Origin of the sequence: Bradyrhizobium sp. AZCC 2289 (assembly GCF_036924615.1) — a bacterium.
GTDB lineage: Bacteria > Pseudomonadota > Alphaproteobacteria > Rhizobiales > Xanthobacteraceae > Bradyrhizobium.
Genome location: NZ_JAZHRY010000001.1, coordinates 3,426,266 through 3,449,714, shown reverse-complemented (window position 1 = coordinate 3,449,714; position 23,449 = coordinate 3,426,266). Strand labels below are relative to the sequence as shown.

The 23,449-nt window shown below is 63.3% G+C and carries 19 protein-coding genes and 1 pseudogene; 8 read left to right on the top strand and 12 right to left on the bottom strand.

Features of this window, described 5'->3' with window-relative positions; all coding sequences use genetic code 11:
* A complete protein-coding gene (gene metF / locus V1289_RS16595) occupies positions 1-915 on the bottom strand; it encodes a methylenetetrahydrofolate reductase [NAD(P)H] (protein ID WP_334397893.1) in 915 nt (304 codons plus the stop codon).
* A gap of 398 nt (positions 916-1,313) precedes the next feature.
* Here metF and V1289_RS16590 point away from each other — a divergent pair, with 398 nt between their 5' ends.
* Complete coding sequence (locus V1289_RS16590) at positions 1,314-2,333, top strand: LLM class flavin-dependent oxidoreductase (RefSeq protein ID WP_334397892.1); 1,020 nt, start codon at positions 1,314-1,316, stop codon at positions 2,331-2,333.
* Positions 2,334-2,434: 101 nt separating this feature from the next.
* Here the strand turns inward: V1289_RS16590 and V1289_RS16585 are convergent, their stop codons facing one another.
* Positions 2,435-3,295 carry a prephenate dehydratase gene (locus tag V1289_RS16585; RefSeq protein ID WP_334407502.1) on the bottom strand — a complete coding sequence of 287 codons (861 nt, stop codon included), beginning with the start codon at positions 3,293-3,295 and terminating at the stop codon, positions 2,435-2,437.
* Between the two features lie 31 nt (positions 3,296-3,326).
* On the bottom strand, positions 3,327-4,067 hold the full coding sequence (locus V1289_RS16580; protein WP_334397891.1) for a 3-deoxy-manno-octulosonate cytidylyltransferase: 741 nt from the start codon (positions 4,065-4,067) through the stop codon (positions 3,327-3,329).
* A gap of 208 nt (positions 4,068-4,275) precedes the next feature.
* On the opposite strand from V1289_RS16580, the gene V1289_RS16575 reads away from it, so the two are divergent.
* The 6 genes from V1289_RS16575 to V1289_RS16550 all read left to right on the top strand — a co-directional run bounded on the left by V1289_RS16575 (position 4,276) and on the right by V1289_RS16550 (position 12,745).
* Positions 4,276-4,824 carry a c-type cytochrome gene (locus tag V1289_RS16575; protein WP_074273050.1) on the top strand — a complete coding sequence of 183 codons (549 nt, stop codon included), beginning with the start codon at positions 4,276-4,278 and terminating at the stop codon, positions 4,822-4,824.
* Between the two features lie 209 nt (positions 4,825-5,033).
* Complete coding sequence (locus tag V1289_RS16570) at positions 5,034-6,935, top strand: extracellular solute-binding protein (protein ID WP_334397890.1); 1,902 nt, start codon at positions 5,034-5,036, stop codon at positions 6,933-6,935.
* Between the two features lie 11 nt (positions 6,936-6,946).
* Complete coding sequence (locus tag V1289_RS16565) at positions 6,947-8,824, top strand: extracellular solute-binding protein (RefSeq protein WP_334397889.1); 1,878 nt, start codon at positions 6,947-6,949, stop codon at positions 8,822-8,824.
* A gap of 3 nt (positions 8,825-8,827) precedes the next feature.
* Positions 8,828-9,937 (top strand): microcin C ABC transporter permease YejB, encoded by a 1,110-nt coding sequence (locus tag V1289_RS16560; RefSeq protein ID WP_334397888.1) that lies wholly within the window; start codon positions 8,828-8,830, stop codon positions 9,935-9,937.
* Positions 9,937-11,115, top strand: a complete 1,179-nt coding sequence (locus V1289_RS16555; RefSeq protein ID WP_074273053.1) for an ABC transporter permease — start codon at positions 9,937-9,939, stop codon at positions 11,113-11,115. The genes V1289_RS16560 and V1289_RS16555 overlap by 1 nt, the downstream gene beginning before the upstream one ends.
* Positions 11,116-11,119: 4 nt before the next feature.
* Positions 11,120-12,745 (top strand): ABC transporter ATP-binding protein, encoded by a 1,626-nt coding sequence (locus tag V1289_RS16550; protein ID WP_334397887.1) that lies wholly within the window; start codon positions 11,120-11,122, stop codon positions 12,743-12,745.
* Positions 12,746-12,812: 67 nt separating this feature from the next.
* On the opposite strand, the gene V1289_RS16545 is transcribed toward V1289_RS16550, so the two are convergent.
* Both V1289_RS16545 and V1289_RS16540 read right to left on the bottom strand, forming a co-directional pair.
* Positions 12,813-13,658, bottom strand: coding sequence for a C40 family peptidase (locus V1289_RS16545; protein WP_334397886.1), 846 nt, complete (start codon positions 13,656-13,658; stop codon positions 12,813-12,815).
* Positions 13,651-15,033 (bottom strand): leucyl aminopeptidase family protein, encoded by a 1,383-nt coding sequence (locus tag V1289_RS16540; RefSeq protein ID WP_334397885.1) that lies wholly within the window; start codon positions 15,031-15,033, stop codon positions 13,651-13,653. The genes V1289_RS16545 and V1289_RS16540 overlap by 8 nt, the downstream gene beginning before the upstream one ends.
* Positions 15,034-15,152: 119 nt before the next feature.
* On the opposite strand from V1289_RS16540, the gene V1289_RS16535 reads away from it, so the two are divergent.
* Positions 15,153-15,980 (top strand): tetratricopeptide repeat protein, encoded by an 828-nt coding sequence (locus tag V1289_RS16535; protein WP_334397884.1) that lies wholly within the window; start codon positions 15,153-15,155, stop codon positions 15,978-15,980.
* A gap of 216 nt (positions 15,981-16,196) precedes the next feature.
* Here the strand turns inward: V1289_RS16535 and V1289_RS16530 are convergent, their stop codons facing one another.
* The 7 genes and pseudogenes from V1289_RS16530 to V1289_RS16500 form a co-directional block, all read right to left on the bottom strand.
* Positions 16,197-17,171, bottom strand: a complete 975-nt coding sequence (locus V1289_RS16530) for a type II secretion system F family protein (protein WP_334397883.1) — start codon at positions 17,169-17,171, stop codon at positions 16,197-16,199.
* Between the two features lie 9 nt (positions 17,172-17,180).
* Positions 17,181-18,155 (bottom strand): type II secretion system F family protein, encoded by a 975-nt coding sequence (locus tag V1289_RS16525; RefSeq protein WP_334397882.1) that lies wholly within the window; start codon positions 18,153-18,155, stop codon positions 17,181-17,183.
* An 11-nt stretch (positions 18,156-18,166) separates the two neighbouring features.
* Positions 18,167-19,630, bottom strand: coding sequence for a CpaF family protein (locus tag V1289_RS16520; RefSeq protein WP_309180008.1), 1,464 nt, complete (start codon positions 19,628-19,630; stop codon positions 18,167-18,169).
* A gap of 22 nt (positions 19,631-19,652) precedes the next feature.
* Positions 19,653-20,924: an AAA family ATPase gene (locus tag V1289_RS16515; RefSeq protein WP_334397881.1), complete on the bottom strand. Its 1,272-nt coding sequence runs from the start codon at positions 20,922-20,924 to the stop codon at positions 19,653-19,655.
* Positions 20,921-21,661: a CpaD family pilus assembly protein gene (locus tag V1289_RS16510; RefSeq protein ID WP_334397880.1), complete on the bottom strand. Its 741-nt coding sequence runs from the start codon at positions 21,659-21,661 to the stop codon at positions 20,921-20,923. The genes V1289_RS16515 and V1289_RS16510 overlap by 4 nt, the downstream gene beginning before the upstream one ends.
* A gap of 21 nt (positions 21,662-21,682) precedes the next feature.
* The gene (locus V1289_RS16505; protein WP_334397879.1) at positions 21,683-23,149 is read right to left on the bottom strand and encodes a type II and III secretion system protein family protein; all 1,467 of its coding nucleotides are present in this window, start codon (positions 23,147-23,149) and stop codon (positions 21,683-21,685) included.
* 101 nt (positions 23,150-23,250) lie between these two features.
* Positions 23,251-23,421 (bottom strand): annotated as a pseudogene (locus V1289_RS16500) (Flp pilus assembly protein CpaB); the annotation flags it as partial.
* Between the last annotated feature and the right edge of the window lie 28 nt (positions 23,422-23,449).

Genomic DNA, 23,449 nt, shown 5'->3' with positions numbered 1-23,449 from the left:
TCAGGCGGCTTTCTGTGCGCCATGCGGGCGGATGCCGAGCAGATGGCTGATGGCGAACACGAGGTCCGCGCGGTTCATGGTGTAGAAATGAAAGGTATCGACGCCGTGTTTTGCGAGCTTCTGCACCTGGCCGGCGGCAACGGTGGCGGCCACGAGCTTGCGGGTCTCGGCGTCGTCGTCGAGGCCGTCGAACTTCTCCGCGAGCCAGTTGGGCACGGTGGTGCCGGCGCGGGTGACGAAATTGCGGGCCTGCTTGAAATTGTGCATCGGCATGATGCCGGGCACGATCGGGATGCTGATGCCGCGGGCGCGCACCCGGTCGAGATAACGGAAGTAGAGATCGTTATCGAAGAACACCTGCGTGATGGCGCGGGCGGCACCGGCGTCGACCTTGGCTTGCAGCGTGTCGATATCGGCGTCGAAGTTCGGGCTCTCGGGATGCTTCTCCGGATAGGCCGAGACCGAGACTTCGATGTCGGGATAGCGCTGCTTGATGCCGGCCACGAGATCGGAAGAGCTTTGATAGCCGTCGGCATGCGGCTTGTAGGCGGTGCCGATGCCGGTCGAGGGGTCGCCGCGCAGCGCGACGATGTGGCGGACGCCGACCTCGTAATAGCGCGCCACCACGTCGTCGATCTCGCCCTTCGGCGCGCCGACGCAGGTCAGATGCGCCGCCGGAGTCAGGCTGGTCTCTTTCAGGATGCGGGCGATGGTGGAATGGGTGCGCTCACGCGTGGATCCGCCGGCGCCATAGGTCACCGATACGAAGTTGGGGGCGAGCGGCGCCAGCCGGTTGATGGTCTCCCACAGGCTGCGCTCCATCTCCTCGGTTTTCGGCGGGAAGAACTCGAACGAGATCGCAGGCGAAGTGAGCGCGCGGTGCCCATCGGGCGCGGGGGGCGTAACCTCGGTCATGGCACTCAAACACTCCAAAAAAGGTGCGCGGGCGTCAGGCTTAGCTGCAGCACACTAAAATAGGCCAAACGGGACCGCTCAAACAGCCCATTAAGGATGGGAAATTGCCCACTTATAGTAGAAATATCGATTCTGATGGTCAAAAATACGTCCGGTGGGCAAGATTCTCGAAGTTGCCGAACCGTGAAAGAAGGTCAGTTTCTATGGATATAAGTACAAGAAATCGGATTGAAATGGTTAGGTTCGGCGTTGTTGGGCAGAACGGAAATATTAAGGATTTATGTTCGTCTGTCCCACTTCCAGCTGCCCGGCGACGGCATCTCCATCCCCTCCGGCGCGGGCCTGATCTGCACGGCCGGGGCCTTTGTGGCCCTGCATTGCCGCACTAGGTTAGCCGCATGATCCCGCTTTCAGTCCTCGACCTCTCCGTCGTCACCACAGGCACAAAACCCGCCGCCGCGCTGCGCAACAGCATCGATCTGGCGCGCCATGTCGATGGGCTCGGCTATGTCCGCTACTGGCTCGCCGAGCATCACAATCTGGCGTCGGTGGCGAGCCCGGCGCCGGACCTCATGATTGGGCAGATCGCGGCGGTGACCAAAAACATCCGCGTCGGCTCCGGCGGCGTGATGCTGCCCAACCACGCGCCGCTGGTGGTGGCCGAGCGCTTCAAGATGCTGGAGGCGCTGTTCCCCGGCCGTATCGATCTCGGCCTCGGCCGCGCGCCCGGCACCGACGGCGCCACCGCGCACGCGCTGCGCAGCCGGCTCGACCGCAGCGAGGGTGACGATTTTCTCGAACGGCTGCAGGAGCTGATTCTGTGGGAGACCCGCGGCTTCCCGCCCGGGCATCCCTACAACAATGTGGTGGCGATGCCGGACGATTCACCGCTGCCGCCGATCTGGCTGCTCGGCTCCAGCGACTATTCTTCCGAACTCGCAGCGCAGGTCGGCATGGGCTTCGCGTTCGCGCATCATTTTGCGTCCTATGACGCGATCGAGGCTATGACCAATTATCGCGCGCATTTCAAGCCGTCAGGCTGGCGCACCACGCCGCACGGCATATTGGCGATCGCCGCGGTCGCCGCCGAAACCGATGCCGAGGCCGAAAATCTCGCATCCTCGATGGACCTCAACCGGCTGCGCCGCGACCGCGGCCAATATTTGCCGCTGCCGAGCGTCGAGGAAGCTTTGGCCTATCCCTACACCGACGCTGAGCGCGCCTCGATCGCGCGCAACCGGACGCGGCTGTTCGTCGGCAACCCGGCGACGCTGCTGGCGAAACTGCAGCCGATGATCGCGGCGAGCAAGCCGGACGAACTGATGATCATCACCGCCGTGTACGATCACGACGCGCGCAAGAAGTCGTATGATTTGCTGGCGGATGCGTTCGGGTTGGGCAAGAAGGTTGCGGCGTAGGTTATGCCGCCGTCATTTCGGGGCGATGCGAAGCATCGAACCCGGAATCTCGAGATTCCGGGTTCGCGCTAACGCGGGCCCCGGAATGACTGACGTCACCTCTACTCCATCTTCTCGCTGAACGTCGCGCGGAAGGGCTGGGCGGGGTAGACGCCGACAATGCGGAATTCGCGCGAGAAGAATTTCAATTCCTCCAGCGCAAAGGCGAGACCCCTGTCGTCGGGATGGCCGTCGACGTCGGCGTAAAACTGGGTCGCGGAGAATTCGCCGTCGACCATGTAGCTTTCCAGCTTGGTCATGTTGACGCCGTTGGTCGCAAAGCCGCCGAGCGCCTTGTAGAGCGCGGCGGGAAGGTTGCGCACCCGGAAGACAAAAGTGGTGACCAGCGGCCCCGAGCCCTGTTCGGCCCATTTTTCCTCGCGCGCCAGCACCACGAAGCGCGTGGTGTTGTGGGCCTCGTCCTCGACGTCCTCGGCCAGGATCTCCAGGCCGTAGATTTGCGCGGCCAATCGCGAAGCGATCGCGGCGACCGTCTTGTCGCCGCGTTCGGCGACATCGCGTGCGCTGCCGGCGGTGTCGGCCGCGACGATCGGCTTGACGCCGAGTTTTCGGATGATGCGGCGGCACTGGCCGAGCGCGTGGACGTGGCTCTCCACCGTCTTGATGTCGGTGAGCTTGGCTCCGCGCGGCGCCATCAATTGGTGACGGATCGGCAAGAAATATTCGTCGACGATGAACAGGCCGGAATTCGGCAGCAAATGATGGATGTCGGCGACCCGGCCGGCGACCGAATTCTCGATCGGGATCATCCCCAGGTCCGCTTCGCCCGAGGCGATCACAGCCAGCGCGTCCTCAAACGTTGGGCAGGGCAGCGGCTCGGCGTCGGGATAGGCTTCGACGATGGCGATATGGGAATTGGCGCCGGGCTCGCCCTGGAACGCGATTTTTAGCTTCTTGGTCATGTTATCTTTCCTGGCGCCTTCTATCAGCAGCTCAGCCATTTGCCAGTATCCGGCGGGCGGTTTCGAGATCGGCCGGGGTATCGACGCCGCGGGGCACCGTGTCGACGATGGTGATGTCGATCCGCATGCCGGCCTCCAGGGCCCGGAGTTGCTCGAGTTTTTCCTGGCGCTCGAGCGGCGAGGGCGGCAGCTGCACGAAGCGCTCCAGCGCCGCGCGGCGATAGGCATAGAGGCCGATGTGATGGTAGCGCGGCCCATCGCCCCATGGCGCCGTGGCGCGCGTGAAGTACAACGCGCGCAACCGTCGCGGGCCGATCGGCGAGCCGACCGCCTTCACCACGCTCGGCGCGCCGTCTTCCTCCTCGGTGTGAATCTCGGACGCCAGCGTCGAGATATCGACCGCGGGGTCGGCCAGCGGCGGCAGCACGCTGCGGATGGTGTCGGGCGTAATGGTCGGGAAATCGCCCTGCAGATTGACCACGATCTCGGCCTTGCCCCCGGGATCGAGGGTTTTCATGGCCTCGTAAATCCGGTCCGAGCCGGACGGGTGGTCGGGGTTGGTCATCACCACCTCGCCGCCATGGGATTTCACGGCGGCCGCGATCTCCGGCGTGTCGGTCGCGACCGCGACCCGGCCGATTTTGGCGGCTTCCGCCCGGCGCAGCACATGGACGATCATCGGCAGGCCGGCAATGTCCAGCAACGGCTTGCCGGGCAGCCGGGTGGCCGCCATGCGGGCGGGAATCAGCACCAAAGTGCGGGTTTCGGTCATCGGAGCGAGGTCAAAGGCGGCGTGAAAACATGCCGGAAATAATGGGGATGGGCGGAAAGTCGGGGCGTTTATACGGGTTGCCAGAGCGCGGGCAAACCGATATCTCAACCCTGCTGAGGGTGCGGCGCGAAAGCCTGATTCCTGATGCGAATCCGCGGCCGTTTTGCCGGCCTTCAGTCGACCTTCCGGCTCTGGAGCCTGATCCAATATGGACTCCTTCGAACTTAATAAAGTGATCGGTGCCGTTCTCGGCACCTGCATTCTGCTCCTGGTGACGAGCTTTGCCGCCGGCGCGATTTTTTCGCCCGTGATGCCGGAAAAGCCGGGCTTTGAGATTGCCGTGAAGGAAGAGGCCCACGAGGGTGGGGCCAAGGAAGCCGCGGCGCCGTCCGAGCCGATCGAGAAATTGCTGCAGACCGCCTCGGTCGAAAAGGGCGCTGCGGCGGCCAAGAAGTGCGCCGCCTGCCATACCTTCGAGAAGGGTGGCCCCAACCGCGTGGGTCCGAACCTGTTCGGTATCGTCGGCGACCACAAGGGCGAGGGACGCGGGTTCAATTTCTCGGCGCCGATGAAGGCCAAGGGCGGCACCTGGGGCTATGACGAGCTCAACCAGTTCATCTCCAATCCGAAGGGTTACATTCCCGGCACGGCGATGGGTTTTGCCGGTATCCAGAAGGACAGCGAGCGCGCTGACGTGATCGCCTATCTGCGTACGCTGGCCGACAGCCCGGTTCCGCTGCCGACGGCGGCGAAATAAGATTTCGACCGTCCCGCATGGACGTCGGTGTAGCGGCCAGGCATTGCCTGGCCGTTTCCATATCCGGATCGCGTTGTCGTTATCGGGACGTTTCGCCGCAGCGGCGCCGATTACGGTCTGGCAAGATGAGGAAAAAGCAACGTAATTTGTCGAACCCTTGCCTTATATTGGGTCCTCAGTAGCGCTGGTCAGCAACAGGAATTCTGCATTTGGCGATTACCCGACGACATCTTCTGCAAGGCGGCGCTGTCGCAGCAATGGCTCCGGCGCTGGGGCTTAACCCAGGCGTTTCCGCGATTTCGCCGGCCCACGCGCAAGTCGCATCGGACGGGCTGGTCTGGCGACATGCCTTGTCGCTGTTCGGCGACATCAAATATCCGGCTGACTTCAAACGCTTCGATTACGTGAATCCGGACGCGCCCAAGGGCGGCACCGTCCGCCAGATTTTGATCGGGACCTTCGACAACTTGAATGTCACGGTTGCCGGGGTCAAGGGTGCGATAGCGGCCCCTGTCCAGCTGATTTATGAATCGCTGACGACGCCGTCGCTGGACGAAGTTTCGACCGAATATGGTGCGCTGGCGGAGGTATTTAGCCATCCGGAGGATTTTTCTTCTGTCACCTATCGCCTGCGGGCACTGGCGAAGTGGCATGATGGCAAGCCGGTGACTCCAGAAGACGTAATTTTTTCGCTCGACGCGTTCAAGAAATATCATCCACAATATTCGGCCTACTATCGCCATGTGGTGAAGGCTGAAAAGAGTGGCGATCGCGACATAAAGTTCACTTTCGATGCGCCCGGCAATCGTGAGCTTCCGCAGATCGTCGGCCAGCTTCTGGTATTGCCGAAGCATTGGTGGGAGGGGAGCGACGCCGAAGGCCGCAAGCGTGACATCGCCGCTACCACGCTGGAGAAACCGCTGGGCTCCGGTCCCTATCGCATCAAGGACTTCGTCGCCGGTCGCTCGATTGCGCTCGAACGGGTGAAGGATTATTGGGGCCGCGGTCTCAGTGCGAATATTGGCCGCAACAATTTTGACGAACTGCGCTACGAATACTTCCGCGACTCGATCGTGGCGCTTGAGGCGTTCAAGGGCGATCAGGTGGATTGGCGCACCGAAAACAGCGCGAAAAACTGGGCTACCGCCTACGATTTTCCCGCAGTCACCGAAAAGCGAGTGCTGCTGGAGGAGTTTCCGAACCGCAGTTCTGGAATCATGCAGGCGTTCGCACTGAATATCCGACGCGATAAATTCAGGGACCCGCGCGTGCGCCGCGCGCTGAATTTTGCGTTCGATTTCGAGGAGATGAACAAGCAAATCTTCTTCGACCAATACAAGCGCGTCAGCAGTTATTTCGATGGCACGGAGCTGGCTTCGAGCGGACTGCCGCAAGGCAAGGAGCTCGAAATCCTCGAGACAGTCCGCGCGGAGGTGCCGGCTGAAGTCTTTACGACGGCCTACGCCAATCCGGTGGGTGGCAGCCCGGAAGCGGTGCGCGAAAATCTGCGCGAGGGGCTCCGCTTGCTCAAAGAGGCCGGTTACGAAATTCGCGACCGCAAGCTCGTCGAGAGCAAGACCGGCACGCAATTCACAGTCGAATTGCTCAACGAGGACCCGAGCTTTGAGCGGGTCATGCTGTTCTTCAAGCCTTCTTTGGAGCGGCTCGGAATTGCGGTAAGCGTACGTACGATTGATCCGTCGCAATATGAGAACCGGCTGCGTAGCTGGGATTTCGATATCGTCGTGTCGTCGTGGGGGGAATCATTGTCGCCTGGCAACGAACAGCGCGAATATTGGGGCTCCCAGGCCGCCGACATGGCAGGGTCGCGCAACATTATCGGCATCAAGAATCCGGCGATCGACAAGCTGATCGAGCGCGTGATTTTCACCAAGGACCGCGACGACCTGGTTGCGGCGACCAAGGCGCTCGATCGGGTGCTGCTGTGGAATCACTACGTCGTGCCGCAGTGGAATTATCCGAAAGTAAGGACTGCGCGCTGGGACCGCTTCGGGCAGCCGGCGGAAATGCCGAAATACGGGTTGTCGGGCTTCCCGACGATCTGGTGGTGGGACGCCGACAAGGCCGCCAAGCTCGGCAAGCGCAGTTGAAGGGATCGCGCATGGCGCTACTCACCCGTCGGCACGCGCTCGGTCTCGGTCTCGGCATCGGTGCGCTGAGCGCCGCGCGATTTCGGCCCACATCGGCCGCCGCCGAGGACGGCGCCGAGACGCACGGGATGTCGGTGTTCGGCGATCTGAAATATCCGGCCGACTTCCACCATTTCGAATACGTGAATGTCGCCGCGCCGAAGGGCGGATTGTTTTCGCTGATCCCGTCGGCCCGCGCCTTCAACCAATCCTTCTTCACCTTCAATTCGTTCAATGCCTACATCCTGAAGGGCGAAGGCGCACAGGGCATGGACATGACGTTCGTGAGCCTGATGGCGCGCGCGAACGACGAACCCGACGCGATGTACGGTCTTGCCGCGAAATCCGTGCGGATTTCACCCGACAAGCTGACTTACCGTTTTACGGTGCGGCCCGAGGCGCGATTTCACGACGGCTCGAAGCTCACGGCGCAGGACGTCGCCTTCTCGCTGAATACGCTGAAGGAAAAAGGGCACCCGCTGATCGTGGTTCAGCTGCGCGACTTTGTGAAGGCCGAAGCGCCCGACGATGCGACGGTGATTGTCACCTTTGCGCCGAAGCGCGCGCGCGATGTGCCGCTCTTCGTCGCCGGCCTGCCGATCTTCTCCAAGGCCTATTATGCCACACGCCCGTTCGATGAATCGAGCCTCGATGCGCCGCTCGGATCGGGCCCGTACAAGGTCGGCAAATACGAGGTCAACCGCTACGTCGAATACGATCGGGTCAAGGACTGGTGGGCGGCCGACCTTGCCGTCAACCGCGGCAGCTACAATTTCGATACCGTTCGCTACGAGTTTTATCGCGATCGCGATGTCGCGTTCGAGGGCTTTTCAGGCAAGAGCTATCTGTTCCGCGAGGAGTTCACCGCGCGTATCTGGGCCACACGCTACGACTTCGCAGCCGTCAAGGACGGCCGGGTCAAGCGTGAGACGCTGCCGGATGAAACGCCGTCCGGCGGGCAGGGCTGGATCTTCAATACGCGCCGCGACAAGTTCAAGGATCCGCGTGTGCGTGAAGCCCTGGGCTTTGCGTTCGATTTCGAGTGGACCAACAAGACCGTCATGTATGGCGCCTATGCGCGCACCTGCTCGCCGTTCCAGAATTCGGACATGGTGGCGAGCGGACCGCCTTCGCCTGAAGAGCTGAAGCTGCTCGAGCCGTTCCGCGGCCAGGTGCCGGACGAGGTGTTCGGTGAGCCCTTCGTGCCGCCGGTGTCGGATGGATCGGGGCAGGACCGGACGCTGCTGCGCAAGGCCGTGCAACTGCTCAACGATGCCGGATGCGTCGTCAAGGACGGCAAGCGGCGATTGCCGAACGGCGAGATTTTCACAATCGAATTCCTGCTCGACGAGCCGTCATTTCAGCCGCATCACGCGACCTTCATCAAGAATCTCGGCCAGATCGGGGTCGAGGCCGGCATCCGGCTGGTTGATGCCGTGCAATTCCGCGCCCGTGAGGAAGCCTTTGATTTCGAGATGACGGTCCAGCGCATGAGCATGTCGGCGACGCCGGGCGACAGCCTGCGGCCGTATTTTTCGTCGAAGGAGGCGGCCACCAAAGGCTCGTATAATTTGGCAGGCGTTGCCAGTCCCGCGATCGACGCGCTGATCGAAAAGGCGATCAGCGCCGAAACCCGGGCCGATTTGACTTTCGCATGCCGGGCGCTCGACCGGGTATTTCGAGCCGGCCGTTATTGGGTGCCGCAATGGTACCGCTCCACGCACCCGATCGCTTATTGGGATGTGTTTCGTCACCCGGAAAAGCCGGCGAAGTATGCGCAGGGCGTCGGCGCGCCGGAAAACTGGTGGTTCGATGCCAACAAGGCCGCCAAGCTCGAGCAGGCGAAATAATTCATGAGCGCCTATATTGCCCGCCGTATTCTCCTGATGTTCCCGACGCTGTTGGGAATCCTGTTCGTTTCCTTCATCGTCGTTCAGTTCGCGCCGGGCGGTCCGGTCGAGCGCGTGATCGCGCAGCTTTCTGGCGCCGACACCGGCGGGACGTCCCGGATTTCCGGCGGCGGCGGCGATTTCGGCGCACGCGGCAACCCGGCCGTGGCACCCGGAAACGCGGTCAATTCGAAATACCGCGGCGCGCAGGGGCTCGACCCGGACTTCATCAAGAAACTGGAAGTCCAGTTCGGTTTCGACAAGCCGGCGCCCGAGCGTTTCGCGCTGATGGTGTGGAATTTTTCGCGGTTCGATTTCGGCAAGAGCTATTTCCGCGACGTCAGCGTGCTCCAGCTGATCAAGGAGAAGCTGCCGGTCTCGATGTCGCTCGGGATCTGGATGACGCTACTGACCTATCTGATTTCGATCCCGCTCGGCATCCGCAAGGCGGTGATGGATGGCTCCAAGTTCGATACCTGGACCTCTGCCGTGATCATCGTCGGATTTGCGATTCCCGGGTTCCTGTTCGCGATCCTGCTGATCATCCTGTTCGCCGGCGGCTCGTTCCTCAACATTTTCCCGCTACGGGGGCTGACTTCGGACGGCTGGTCGCAATTTCCCTGGTACTGGAAAATCATCGATTATTTCTGGCACATCACACTGCCGCTGATCGCGATGGCGCTCGGCGCCTTCGCCACCATGACGCTTCTGACCAAGAACTCGTTCCTCGATGAGATCCGCAAGCAATATGTGATGACCGCGCGCGCCAAGGGCTGCAGCGAGCGGCAGGTGCTGTACAACCACATCTTCCGAAACGCGATGCTGATCGTGATCGCGGGTTTTCCCGGCGCGTTCATCCACGCCTTCTTCTCCGGCTCGCTCTTGATCGAAACCATCTTTTCGCTCGACGGGCTCGGCCTGCTCGGTTTCGAGAGCGTACTCAATCGCGATTATCCGGTCGTATTCGGCACGCTGTTCATCTTTTCGCTGGTCGGCCTAGTGGTCAATCTGATCTCCGATCTCGCTTACATGTGGATCGATCCGCGGATCGATTTCGAGGCGCGTGAGGTCTGATGACGATCACCGCACCCCTGCCGGTCGAGACCACGACGCAAGCGCCGCTCGGCGAAGCCGTCCCGCCGACGCGCCACCGCTTCAGTCCTTCGCCGCTCAACCGCCGCCGCTGGCAGAATTTCAAGGCCAACCGGCGGGGTTACTGGTCGCTCTGGATCTTCCTGATCCTGTTCTTCATCTCGCTGTTTGCCGAGCTGATCGCCAACGATCGTCCCTTCCTCGTCAAATATGACGGCCATCTCTACTGGCCGGCCTTTGTCAGTTATTCGGAGACCACTTTCGGCGGCGATTTCGAGACCGCCGCCGACTATCGTGATCCCTACTTGCAGAAACAGATCGCGGCCAAGGGCGGCAGCATCGTCTGGCCGCTGATCCGCTATTCCTACGATACGCACAATCTCGACCTGCCGACGCCGGCGCCATCGAAGCCGACCTGGCTGCTGACGGAGGACCAGTGCAAGGAGGTGGTGACGAAGAAGCACCTCAACGGCTGCCGCGACCTCGAATATAACTGGCTCGGAACCGACGATCAGGGCCGCGACGTGGTCGCGCGCCTGATCTACGGCTTTCGTATCTCGGTGCTGTTCGGTCTGACGCTGACCATCATCTCCTCGATCATCGGTGTCGCCGCCGGCGGCGTGCAGGGCTATTTCGGCGGCTGGGTCGACCTCGGCTTCCAGCGTTTCATCGAAGTCTGGACCGCGATTCCCTCGCTGTATCTGCTGTTGATCATATCGGCGGTGCTGCCGCCGGGTTTCTTCGTCCTGCTCGGCATTCTCCTGTTGTTCTCATGGGTGTCGCTGGTCGGTCTGGTGCGGGCCGAATTCCTGCGCGGGCGCAATTTCGAATACATCCAGGCGGCGCGGGCGCTCGGTGTCTCCAACCCCGTGATCATGTTCCGCCATCTGTTGCCGAACGCGATGGTGGCGACCATGACGTTCCTCCCCTTCATCGTGTCGTCGTCGGTGATGACGCTGACGGCGCTGGACTTCCTCGGCTTCGGCCTGCCGCCCGGTTCGCCCTCGCTTGGTGAATTGCTCTCGCAAGCCAAGGCCAACGTGCAGGCGCCCTGGCTCGGCTTCACCGGTTTCTTCTCGGTCGCGATCATGCTGTCGCTCTTGATTTTCATCGGCGAAGGCGCGCGCGACGCCTTCGATCCGCGCAAGACGTTCCGGTAACATCATGGACGCCATCAACCAGCCTCTGCTCGATATCCGCGACCTCTCGGTGGCGTTCGGCGCCTCGGTCGCGGTCGATCATGTCTCCTTCTCGATCAGGCGCGGCGAGTGCGTGGCGCTGGTCGGCGAGTCCGGTTCCGGAAAATCGGTCAGTGCGCTGTCGATCCTGAGGCTGTTGCCGTATCCGATCGCGTCGCATCCCTCGGGCAGCATCCGGTTCAAGGGTCGCGACTTGCTGGGATCGTCGGAGCGCGAGATGCGCGGGATACGCGGCAACGACGTCTCGATCATCTTCCAGGAGCCGATGACCTCGCTCAATCCGCTCCATACGATCGAGTCGCAGATCGGCGAGATACTCTCACTCCACAATCCGGTCAGCGCCGCGACGGCGCGGGCGCGGACGCTCGAACTGTTGACGCAGGTCGGCATTCCCGATCCGCAAACCCGGCTGCAAAGCTATCCGCACCAATTGTCCGGCGGCCAGCGCCAGCGCGTCATGATCGCGATGGCGCTCGCCAACGAGCCGGATCTCCTGATCGCGGACGAACCGACCACCGCGCTCGACGTCACCGTGCAGGCGCAGATCCTGGCGCTGTTGGCTGAGATTCGCACTCGGCTCGGCATGAGCTTGCTGTTCATCACCCACGATCTCGGCATCGTGCGCCGCATCGCCGACGTCGTCTGCGTGATGAAGAATGGCAAGATCGTCGAGCAGGGCCCGGTCGAGCAGGTTTTCACCGCGCCGAAACATCCCTATACGCGCGACCTGCTGGCGGCGGAGCCGAAGCCCGATCCGGCGCCGCCGCGGCCGGACCAACCGGTGGTGATGTCCGCGGATAATCTAAAGGTCTGGTTTCCGGTCAAGCGCGGCCTGCTGCGCAAGACCGTCGGACATATCAAGGCGGTCGATGGCGTCAGCCTTGCGGTGCGCAAGGGCGAGACGCTCGGCGTGGTCGGCGAATCCGGATCCGGCAAAACCACGCTCGGCCTTGCCCTGCTGCGGCTGATCTCCTCGAACGGCCCGATCGTGTTTCTCGGCAAAAACATCCAGGGGCTGCGCTTCAGGGACATGCTGCCGTTCCGCCGCGACATGCAGATCGTGTTCCAGGATCCGTTCGGCGCGCTGAGCCCGCGCATGTCGGTCGGCGACATCGTCGCCGAAGGCCTGAGCGTGCATCAGCGCGCGCTGTCTTACGAAGAGCGCGAGACGCGCGTCATCAAGGCGCTGAACGACGTCGGTCTCGATCCGGCGACGCGTTTTCGCTATCCGCATGAATTTTCCGGCGGCCAGCGCCAGCGCATCTCAATTGCGCGCGCAGTGGTGCTGGAGCCGAATTTTGTCGTGCTCGACGAGCCGACCAGCGCGCTAGACATGCTGTTCCAGGCCCAGATGGTCGATTTGCTGCGCGAGCTGCAGCGCAAGCGCGATCTGACCTACATGTTCATCTCGCACGATTTGCGCGTGGTGGCCTCCTTGGCCAGCCATCTGATCGTGATGCGGCTTGGCAAGGTGGTCGAGGAAGGCCCGGCCGCCGAACTGTTCAAGAATCCGAAGAGCGATTACACCCGCGCGCTGTTTGCCGCCGCGTTCCGGATGGAAGCCGATCCCGATGCAGCGGTTGGGGTTTAGCGCCGGACGCGCCGCGGGCTCGGTCGCACCTCTCCCATAGGGAGAGGTGAAGAGAGACCTCGACACTTCATCCCATCCGCTTGATCGCCATCACCTCGCTGCCCGCGGCCTTGATGCGCGCGATCGCATCGCGGGTGTTTTCGACCGCGGTCGCCATATGATGCGCGTTGGCGTGGACGATGGTTGAGGCGTCGCGCGCAATCGCAACATGGTCGTTCCAGAAGATCAGGTCGCCGCGCTGCAGCTGTTTCGCTTCCGCCGGGCCCAGTTCCCGGCCAAGCCCGTCCTGCTGCATGTCGCTGTCGCGCGGACAGCCGATGCCAGCGGCATTCAGTGAAATCTGCACCAGGCCGGAACAGTCAACGCCAAGACTGCTCTTGCCGCCCCACAGATAGGGCGTGCCAATGAACCGCTCGGCAACGGCCACGAAATCATCTTCCGTCGTCTCAACGCCGCCGATATGCCGGTGCGGCAGATACCAGCCTTCGCGGATCACGGCGAACGCGCCGTCGTTCCACGCAACCGTCACGCTTGCCCCCATCGTCAGCGTCTCGACCGGCGGCAGTTTGATCGAAGCAGCGGGAAACGCAAAGGTCCGCAACGCCGTGACCTTGTGCGTCGGTGCGGCGCCAGGTTTTGTCAGCGCGGCATCAGGCAGCCAGCCGACATAGCCGTCGCTGTTGAGCTGGCCCCAGGCAAAACCTTCGCCGTTGCGGTCATAGATCGTGACGCGCTCGCCCTTCAGCGCCTGCGTCAGCAGCATGGCATCCGAGGCCGGCGCCTCGCGCAGCGGCGCCAGGGCCGCGGCAATTTCGAATTCCTCGCCGGCCACGAAGCGTGCGGCCTTGACCTTGCCTTCGAGATATTTCGCGGCGAGATCGGGCCGCGCCGGGGTCAGCCGCGGATCATCCATAGCGTTCGCTCAGGAGTTTATAGATCGCGCGCGCCGCCTGGCATTCGCCACCCTCGGGTCGCGCCGGTTTGGCCGATGGCGTCCAGCCGTAGATATCGACATGCAGCCAGCGCGTGGCCTCGGTGACGAAACGCTGGAGGAACAGCGCGCAAATGATCGAGCCGGCTAAGCCGCCGGGCGGCGCGTTGTTGATGTCGGCGGTCTTCGAATCCAGCCAGGAATCGTAAGGCGGCCACAGCGGCATTCGCCACAACGGATCGTTCTCCCCTTTGGCGCAACGCGCGACGTCCCCGGCCAGCGTCTCATCATTGGTGTAAAAGGGCGGTAAATCCGGCCCCAGCGCCACCCGCGCAGCACCGGTCAGGGTTCCCAGATCGACCAAGAGATCGGGCTTCTCCTCGCAGGCCAGCGCCAGCGCATCCGCCAGCACCAGCCGGCCTTCGGCGTCGGTATTGCCGATCTCCACCGTGACCCCCTTGCGCGACTTGAAGATGTCGAGCGGGCGGAAGGCGTTGCCGGCGACCGCATTCTCGACCGCCGGGATCAGCACCCTGAGCCGCAGCTTCAGCTTCGCGTCCATCACCATCTGCGCCAACGCCAGCACATTGGCGGCGCCGCCCATGTCCTTCTTCATGATCAGCATGCCGCTCGATGGCTTCAGATCGAGCCCGCCGGTATCGAAACACACGCCCTTGCCGACCAGCGTCACCTTGGGGTGCGCAGGGTCGCCCCAGCTGAAATCGATCAGGCGCGGCGCGCGCGGCGAGGCCATGCCGACCGCGTGAATCAGCGGAAAGTTCTGCCGCACCAGCTCGTCGCCGGTGATGCAATTGAAGCTGGCGCCGAAGCGCGCCGCGAGCGTCTGCGCGGCCTGCGCCAGTTCCTCCGGTCCCATATCGTTGGACGGCGTGTTGATGAGATCGCGGGCGAGCGCCGCGGCGTCCGCCATCCGCTGGATGTCGGCGGCATCGATGCCCTCGGACGGCACCAGCCTGACATCGGGCGCGTCGGTCTTGCGATAGCGGCCGAAGCGGTAGCTCCCCAGTGCAAAGGCGAGTGTGGCCAGTCGGACGTCGTGCGGCGCATTGGCAAAACGATAGAGGCCCGGCGGCAGCAGGCCCGGCAACGCGCCGGGCCGGAACAGGTCGCGGGATGCGGCGCTCCCCTCCTCGAGGCCGAACAGCACCTGCGCGATCCGGCCATCGGCCGCCGGCAGTGCCAGGTATTTTCCGGGCTTTGCCGCAAACCCGTTGGCGAGCGCGAATTGCCGCCCCTCGGCGGCAAGCTCGCCGCTGATCGCCTCCCAGGTCGCCTTGGTAACGAAGATAATGGGGATGGCTGAAGCGGCAGGCGCGGTCTCGAACACGGAGGGCATGCGTTTCTCGGTCGTTGCAGGGGGACGTCGGGAACCGATTAACCAGCCATTAGGGTTAACAGTCTATTGCTGGCGTGTTCGGCTGATCCTTTTCGCCCGATATCGTGAGTTAAAGTGCCATGCGTCGACAGTCCAGCCATACAGGGCATCTTGCCCGCTATCTCGCCTCCGCGGCGTTGACCGCGCTATTGGCCGTGGGCCTTGGCGGCTGCCAGACCATGTCCGACGTGACGGGATCGATCACTTCCAGGGGTGAATCGAGGGCGGAAGCTGTGCCCGACGATCCGCGCCGCGCGGTCGAGGTGTATGGCGATCGCTATCGCGCAAACCCTAAGGATGCCGACGCCGCCCTCGCCTATGGCCAGGCGCTGCGCGCCACCGGGCAGCGCGCCCAGGCCGCGGCGGTGCTCGAACAGGCCACCATCGCCCATCCCGGCAACAAGGCGCTGCTCGCCGGCTACGGCCGTGCGCTCGCCGACAACGGCAATTCGCAAGCCGCCTTCGACGTGCTCAGCCGCGCCCATTCGCCCGACAACCCCGACTGGCGCATCCTGTCGGTGCAGGGCACCGCGCTCGACAAGCTCGGCAAGCACGAGGAGGCACGCCGCTATTACGCGAGCGCGCTGCGGATCGTGCCGGACGAACCGTCGGTGCTGTCCAACCTCGGCCTTTCCTACATGCTGACCAGGGATCTGCCGAAGGCGGAGGAAACGCTGCGCCGCGCCTATGCCAACGCCCGGGCCGACGCGCGGGTGCGGCAAAATCTGGCGCTGGTGGTCGGCCTGCAGGGCCGCTTCGCCGAGGCCGAGACCATCGTGAAGGCCGATCTGCCGGCGGACGAGGCGGCGGCGAATGTCGGCTATCTCAAGGAAATGCTGAACCGCAAGGACAATCCGCGCACCGGTGCCCGAACGGTGCCGGTCGCCGCGCTCAGCCAGCCCGACTGATCAGGCAGGCGTCATCACCTGCCACCGGGTCGCGCGAATGCGCGCCCGATGACAAGCTCCCGGGTGATCCAGTACGCCGCGGCCTTTCGGTAGATCATCAAATTTCGCGAAGGCGGACTTCGGCGGGTCCCCGTGCAGGCGCGCCGAAGCTTTAGCGAAGGCGGCACGCCGGGCGATGACGGCGTCCCATCTGGCGTCCCGCCGCGCCGAAGTGCGTCACTGGATCGCCATCACCTTGATGTAGCTCGGCCCGAGAATGACGATGAAAAGGCATGGCAGGAAGAACAGGATCATCGGCACCGTGAGCTTCGGCGGCAGCGCCGCGGCCTTCTTCTCGGCCTCGTTCATGCGCATGTCGCGATTTTCCTGCGCCATCACGCGCAGGCTCTGTCCGAGCGGCGTGCCGTATCGTTCCGACTGCTGCAAGGCCAGGCAGACCGACTTGACGCCGTCGAGGCCGGTGCGCTTCGCCAAATTCTCGTAAGCCATCTTGCGGTCCTGCAGATAGGACAGTTCGGCGGTGGTCAGCGCGAACTCCTCCGACAGCGCGACCGATTGCGTAACGATCTCGGTGGCGACCTTGCGGAAGGCGACTTCGACCGACATGCCGGACTCGATGCAGATCAGCAGCAGGTCGAGCGCATCGGGAAAGGCGCGCTTGATGGAGAGCTGGCGCTTGCTGATCGCGTTCTTCAGAAACAGCATCGGCGCCTGCAGCCCGAGATAGGCCGCGCCGATGCAAATGCCGATCTTGACCGGCAGCGTTTTTTGCATATGCGTGATCACGAAGACGTACAGGATCGCGCCGAGAAACAGCACGATCGGCGTCACCGCGCGGGCGAACAGGAACGTGATGTAGGGCGCCTGGCCGCGGTAGCCCGCCATCGTCAGCTTGTCGCGCGCGGCTTCCTGCGCCAGCCATTTGGACAGGTTGAAGTCTTCCACTACCTTGGAGACGATCTGCTTCGGCGTCTGGCGCAGCGATACCTTTTCCGTCTTGGCGAGACGCTCACGCTCGCGCTGCCTGATGCGTTCGCGCTCGGAGGCTACGGCCTTCATGCGCTTGGCGAGGCCTTCGCCCGCGAACAGCGGCATCACCAGCGTGTAGGCGGTCGCGCCCGCGGCAATGGCGGCGAGCAGCATGGTCATGAACCTGGCGTCGTGAAGTTTTGTGACGAGAAAATCAATCATATTGCACCATCAGAAATCGAAGTTGATCATTTTCTTCATCACCAGGATGCCGCAGGCCATCCACAGCAGGCAGGCCACCAGCATCAATTGTCCGGTCGAGTGGGTCCACAACAGCGCGATGTAGTCGGGGGTCGTGATCCACACCAGCAGCATCACGATCGGCGGCAGCGAGCCAATGATGCCCGCGGAGGCCTTGGCTTCCATCGACATCGCCTGAATCTTTTCCCGCATCTTCTTGCGGTCGCGCAGCACCTTGGACAGATTGCCGAGCGCCTCGGACAGGTTGCCGCCCGACTTCTGCTGGATCGCGATCACGATGCCGAAGAAATTGGCCTCCGGCAGCGGCATTCGCTCGAACAGGCGGGCGCACGCCTCGCCAAGCGGAATGCCGATGGTCTGGGTTTCGATGATGGCCAGGAACTCGCCCTTCAGCGGCTCCGGCGCGTCGGCAGCGACCACCTTGATGGATTCAAACAGCGGCAGTCCGGCCTTGATGCCGCGAACGATCACGTCCACGGCGTCGGGCAGCGCTTTGAGAAAGGCCGTTTCCCGGCGCTTCTTCAGAAAGTTCAAAATCCAGCGCGGCAGGCCGAAGCCGGCGGCGAAAGCCAGGCCGGCGGAACCGAGCGGGCCGCCCCCGGCGATGAAGGTGAGCATGAAGGCGACGGCCGCAAGAACACCGGAGATGATCCAGAATTTCTGGGTCGACCAGCTCAGCCCGGCCTGGGTGATGCGGGTGCTCAGCGCGACCTTCTTGTCCTTCTGGCGGCGCGCATCGAGTTCCTTCAGCGTGCCTTCGACCTGCTCGCGGCGAGAACGCTGATTCTTGTCGGCCTGGCGCGCCGCGGGTTCGGGTCGCGCGACCGATGAACGGCGCGCCTCGGCCTTTTTCTCTCCCGAGAGCGACGGGTAGACGAAGACCCATGCCACGCCGCCGATGGCGGTGGCGGCCAGGAAAGCCAGTGCGAGCGTTTGGGTGTTCATCGCCTGCTTCCTCAACTCTTTCCGACAACTTCGGCGGCATCGAGCGCGGCCGCGAGCCGCTTCTCTTCGCCGTAATATCGCGCGCGGTCCCAAAACCGCGGGCGTCCGATTCCGGTCGAACGGTGCTGGCCGATGATCTTGCCGTTCGCGTCCTCGCCGACCAGGTCGTACACGAACAGGTCCTGGGTGATGATGGTGTCGCCTTCCATGCCCATCACTTCGGTGATGTGGGTGATGCGCCGCGAGCCGTCGCGCAGCCGCGCGGCCTGCACGACGACGTCGATCGAGGCGCAGATCATCTCGCGAATGGTGCGCGACGGCAGCGAAAATCCGCCCATCGTGATCATCGATTCGCAGCGCGACAGGGCTTCGCGCGGATTGTTGGCATGCAAGGTCCCCATCGAGCCGTCGTGGCCGGTGTTCATGGCCTGCAGCAGATCGAATGCTTCGGGTCCGCGGACTTCGCCGACGATGATGCGTTCAGGCCGCATACGCAGGCAGTTGCGGACCAGTTCGCGCATGGTGACCTGGCCTTCTCCCTCGATGTTGGGCGGACGGGTTTCCAGCCGCACCACATGCGGCTGCTGCAACTGGAGCTCGGCGGCGTCTTCGCAGGTAATGATGCGCTCGTCATTCTCGATGAACTGGGTCAGGCAGTTCAGGAGCGTGGTCTTGCCGGAGCCGGTGCCGCCGGAGATCAGCACGTTGCAGCGGACGCGGCCGATGATCTGCAGAATTTCGGCGCCTTCCGGCGAGATGGCGCCGAACTTGACCAGCTGATCGAGCGTCAGCTTGTCCTTCTTGAATTTGCGGATGGTGAGCGCGGGGCCGTCGATAGCCAGCGGCGGCACGATGGCGTTGACGCGGCTGCCGTCGGCGAGACGGGCGTCGCAGATCGGCGAGGACTCGTCGACGCGGCGGCCGACCTGGCTGACGATGCGCTGGCAGATATTGAGAAGCTGCTGATTGTCGCGGAAACGGATGCCGGTCTTCTGGATCTTGCCCGCGACTTCGATGAATACCGTGCCGGCGCCGTTGACCATGATGTCCGCGATATCGTCGCGCGACAATAGCGGCTCCAGCGGGCCGTATCCGAGCACGTCGTTGCAGATGTCGTCGAGCAGCTCTTCCTGCTCGGCGATCGACATCACGATGTTCTTGATCGCGATGATCTCGTTGACGATGTCGCGAATTTCCTCGCGTGCCGACTCGCCGTCGAGCTTGGCGAGCTGGGCAAGGTCGATCGCCTCGATCAGGGCGCCGAAGATGGTCGCCTTGACCTGGTAATAATTGTCGGACCGCCGGTTATCCATGGCGGGCGGAGGCGCCTTGGCGGGCGCGAGCGGCGGCGACGCGACGGCCGGCGCGGGTGCTTCGCGCGCAACGACGGGCGCGACGGAAGGGGCTTCCGGCGTCTGAATGGCGGGCCTGAGTGCCCGCGTGTCGCTTTCATTTCCGCTACGCTTACCAAACACGACGATACTCCAGGCGGGCGCGCTACTTGGCCCGCAACTTGTCGATCAGGGGCGACAGAAACGACATCCCCCGAGGCTTCTTGGTCTCGCCGCGGCCGGTCAGCCGCTGCGCAATCTGCAGGAACATTTCGGTGGTGCGATGAGTGGCGGAGATTTCCGCGATCATCTGGCCATTATTCGCCGCCGAGCCGAACATCTGCGGTTCGAACGGGATAGACGCGATCGGCTGGCTCTCGATCGCCTTCGCGAACTCGCTGGCGTTGATCTCGGGGCGTTTCGGCACGCCGACCTGATTGAGACAATACAGCGGCGCGCGATCGTTCGGCCGCGAGGCCTTCAGGAGATCGAAGATGTTCTTGGTATTGCGCAAATTGGCGAGATCTGGCGCGGCGACGATCAGAATGTCGTCGGCGGCGATCAGGGCGCGCTTGGTCCATCCCGACCATTGATGGGGAATATCGAGCACGATGCAGGGCATCGTGGTGCGAAGCGTATCGAAGATCGAGTCGAAGGCGTCGGCGCTGAAATCATAGACCCGATCGAGCGTCGCCGGTGCGGCCAGCAGGCTGAGGTGGTCGGTGCATTTCGACAGCAGGCGATCGATGAATGCGGTATCGATCCGGTCGGGCGAGAACACCGCGTCGGCGATGCCCTGCGGCGGGTCCTGATTGTAGTCGAGGCCGGCGGTGCCGAACGCGAGGTCGAGATCGGCGACCACGGAATCCAGCGCAAGGTCGCGCGCGATCGCCCAGGCGACGTTATGCGCGAGCGTCGATGCGCCGACGCCGCCCTTGGCGCCGACGACGGCGATGATGCGGCCGACGGCCTTGGCCTCCGGCGCCGAGAACAGGTTGCAGACCGAACGCACGATGTCGATGGTGCTGACCGGCGCGATCACGTAGTCGCTGACGCCGCGGCGCACCAGCTCGCGATAAAGCGCGACATCGTTGAGGCGGCCGATCACGATCACGCGGGTTCCGGAGTCGCATACGGTCGCGAGCTGGTCGAGGCCGCTCAGAATGTCGCTGCGGCCTTCGGTCTCCAGGATGATCACGTTCGGCGTCGGCGCCGAGCGATAAGCCTCCACCGCGGCGGCCATGCCGCCCATCTGGATCTTGAGATGCGCCTTGCCGAGGCGGCGGTCTTCACCGGCCGATTGCACGGCGCCCGCCGTCTCCACGGTTTCGCAAAATGCCTGCACCGACACGCGCGGTGCGGGCGCGATGTGGTCTTCGGCGGACGGCGGCGTGCCGTCCGGCTGCTGTTCTGGGTTCTGGCGCGCGTAGCTGATCATTTGCCTGTATCGCTGAGTTTGGCCTTTTCGGCCTCGGGATAGATCGTCGTGGTCGTTACACCCTTGCGATATTTCTCGAAGGCTTCGCTACGCCGGGCGGTATAGGCCGGCGTCTCGTCACGCGGCTGCACGAGGTCCGACGGGTTATCGATCATCGCCGCCAGATTGCGCTGGTTGGCGCAGCCGAAATTGTAATACGACTTGTTTTCGAAGTAGCTCTTGTTGTGGATCGACGGTCCGAGGTCCTCGGGCCACAGGCCGCAGGGGCCTGCAACCGCCGAGATTCTCGGATAGTTCAGCCGGATCGCCGCCATGTGGCGCGGATCTTCGGGATGATACTGGCGAACGGTGACGGCGCGCGGCGGTACGCCGGCGGCGGCGAACGTCGCCTGGATCTCGCGGAGTGACTCGGTCGCCGCCCTCGCGTTCGGCGTATCGACGGGCACATCGATGCTGATGGCGCCGGTGCCTTCGCGAAGCCAGCTCTGCGCCATCCCCATCACGTCGGCGCGCTGGGTAGCGGAAAGCCCGCCGCGGGCCTGACCGACGAAAACGATGATCGAGCGGTTCGCTTCCTGGATGGCGATCGGATGACGCTGGCGATAATCGGGGGAGTAGCTCACCGCCGCCAGATCCTCATCGGTGTGCTTGCAGGCTCCCAGCACCACGGCAAGACCGATCAGTGCGCCGGCGACGCGTAGCGCGCGGCCGCGGTCGTCGGGTATTCTGGATGTCATCTGTCGTGTCATCGTCCCGCCTCAGTCCGTAATAAAGCCGTAGGTGCCGCGATAATTCAGTGCCGGCTCGACGCGGCCCGGAACGCCGTAGATGCGATTGATGCTGCCCAGGAGATCGGCCTGCGGATCCGAGGCATTGGCAAAGCCGTCATCCGGGCGCGACAACTCCTTCTGGGCAACCGCCCGAACCACATAGGGCGTCACGATGACCATCAGCTCGGTCTGGCTGTTGACGAAGTCGCGGCTGCGGAACAGCGTGCCGAGAACCGGCAATTGCGCCAGACCCGGCAAGCCGTTGATGGCCTGTTTGGTCTGTTCCTGGATCAGGCCCGCCATGGCCATCGAGCCGCCCGAGGGAATTTCCAGCGTGGTTTCCGCGCGACGGGTCTTGATCGAGGGAATCGTCGTTCCATTGACACCGCCTTGCAAAGAGTTTTCGGTCGAGACTTCCGACACTTCGGTCATCACCCGCAGGCTGATCCGTCCCTCGGTCAGCACCACCGGCGTGAAGTTGAGCGAGATGCCGAATTTCTTGAAAGCAACCGTCTGCACGCATTGTCCGATAGCGCCCGCCGTCGTCGTTTGGCAGGTTACGCCGGTCGGAATTGGAAATTCGCCGCCCGAAATAAATGTCGCGGATTCGCCGGAGATCGCAGTCAGATTGGGTTCGGCGAGTGTCCGCACCACGCCCGCGCTTTCCATCGCGCGCAAGGTCGCCTGGACCGTCGGCGTGGCGCCGAACGACGTGGTAAGGTTGTTGCCGGGGACAAGCGGCGCATTGCTTGCGGTGAACGGGTTGGCATTGTTGAATTTCACGACCGCGGTGCCGTAATTCAGGCTGGCGTTGAGGTCGATGCCCATCTGCTTGATGATCGAGCGCTGGACCTCGGCGACCGTGACCTTCAGCATCACCTGGTCGCGGCCGCGGACCGCGATCGAATTGACGACCTTGTCCGCGCCGCCGACGAGGTGTGCGGCGAGATCGCCGGCCTGCTGCGCCTCGATCGGGGTTGCCGCCATGCCGGTCAGCACCACGCTGTCGCCGACGCCGTCGATCTGGATGTCCGAGTTCGGCAGCGTCGCTTTCAGCATGGCGCGCACGCCGTTGAGGTCGCGCTTGACGGCGATGTCATAGGCTGCGATCTGCTGGCCCGCGGAATCGAAGAATACGATGTTGGTCTGGCCCACCGCGGCGCCGATGATATAGGCGCGCTGGGCGGAGCGGACCACGGCGTTGGCGATCTTCGGATCGGCGACCAGTACATCCTTGATGTCGCGCGGCAGGTCGATCACGATGGATTTGCCGATTCCGAGCGAGATAAAGCGTGCGTTCATCTGTCCGTCGGCGGCGACGGGCGCGGGGGCGCGGTAGTCGCTCGCCACCACCGGCGTCAAGGCCGGATTGAGCGTGAGTGCGGCGACGGCCGAAAACGACAGGGCGCGGACCATAAACGCCCGCAGCATCGGCCGATTTCCCCTGCACTTCATAACGCGCGTCCTTTCGGTCACTTCTGCATCGTCAGCGGGCTCGCCACGCCGTACCGGACGACGTTGATGCTTTCGCTGCGTTTTGTTGGCTGGATCGCTTGAGTCTGGCCGAGCCCGATGTCGGATTTCGCGACAAGGACGTCCACCGTCTGCAACTGCGCAGTCGGCTCCGCCGGCGCGGCCGGCTTGTTGTCGGACCCGCTGGCAGGATATGCGGCAATGCCGCCAGCGCCGATGGCGATGGTCAGGACGACAATGCGTGCGGTATTCATACGCTTCACTTTCCACAAAACGCCGCGA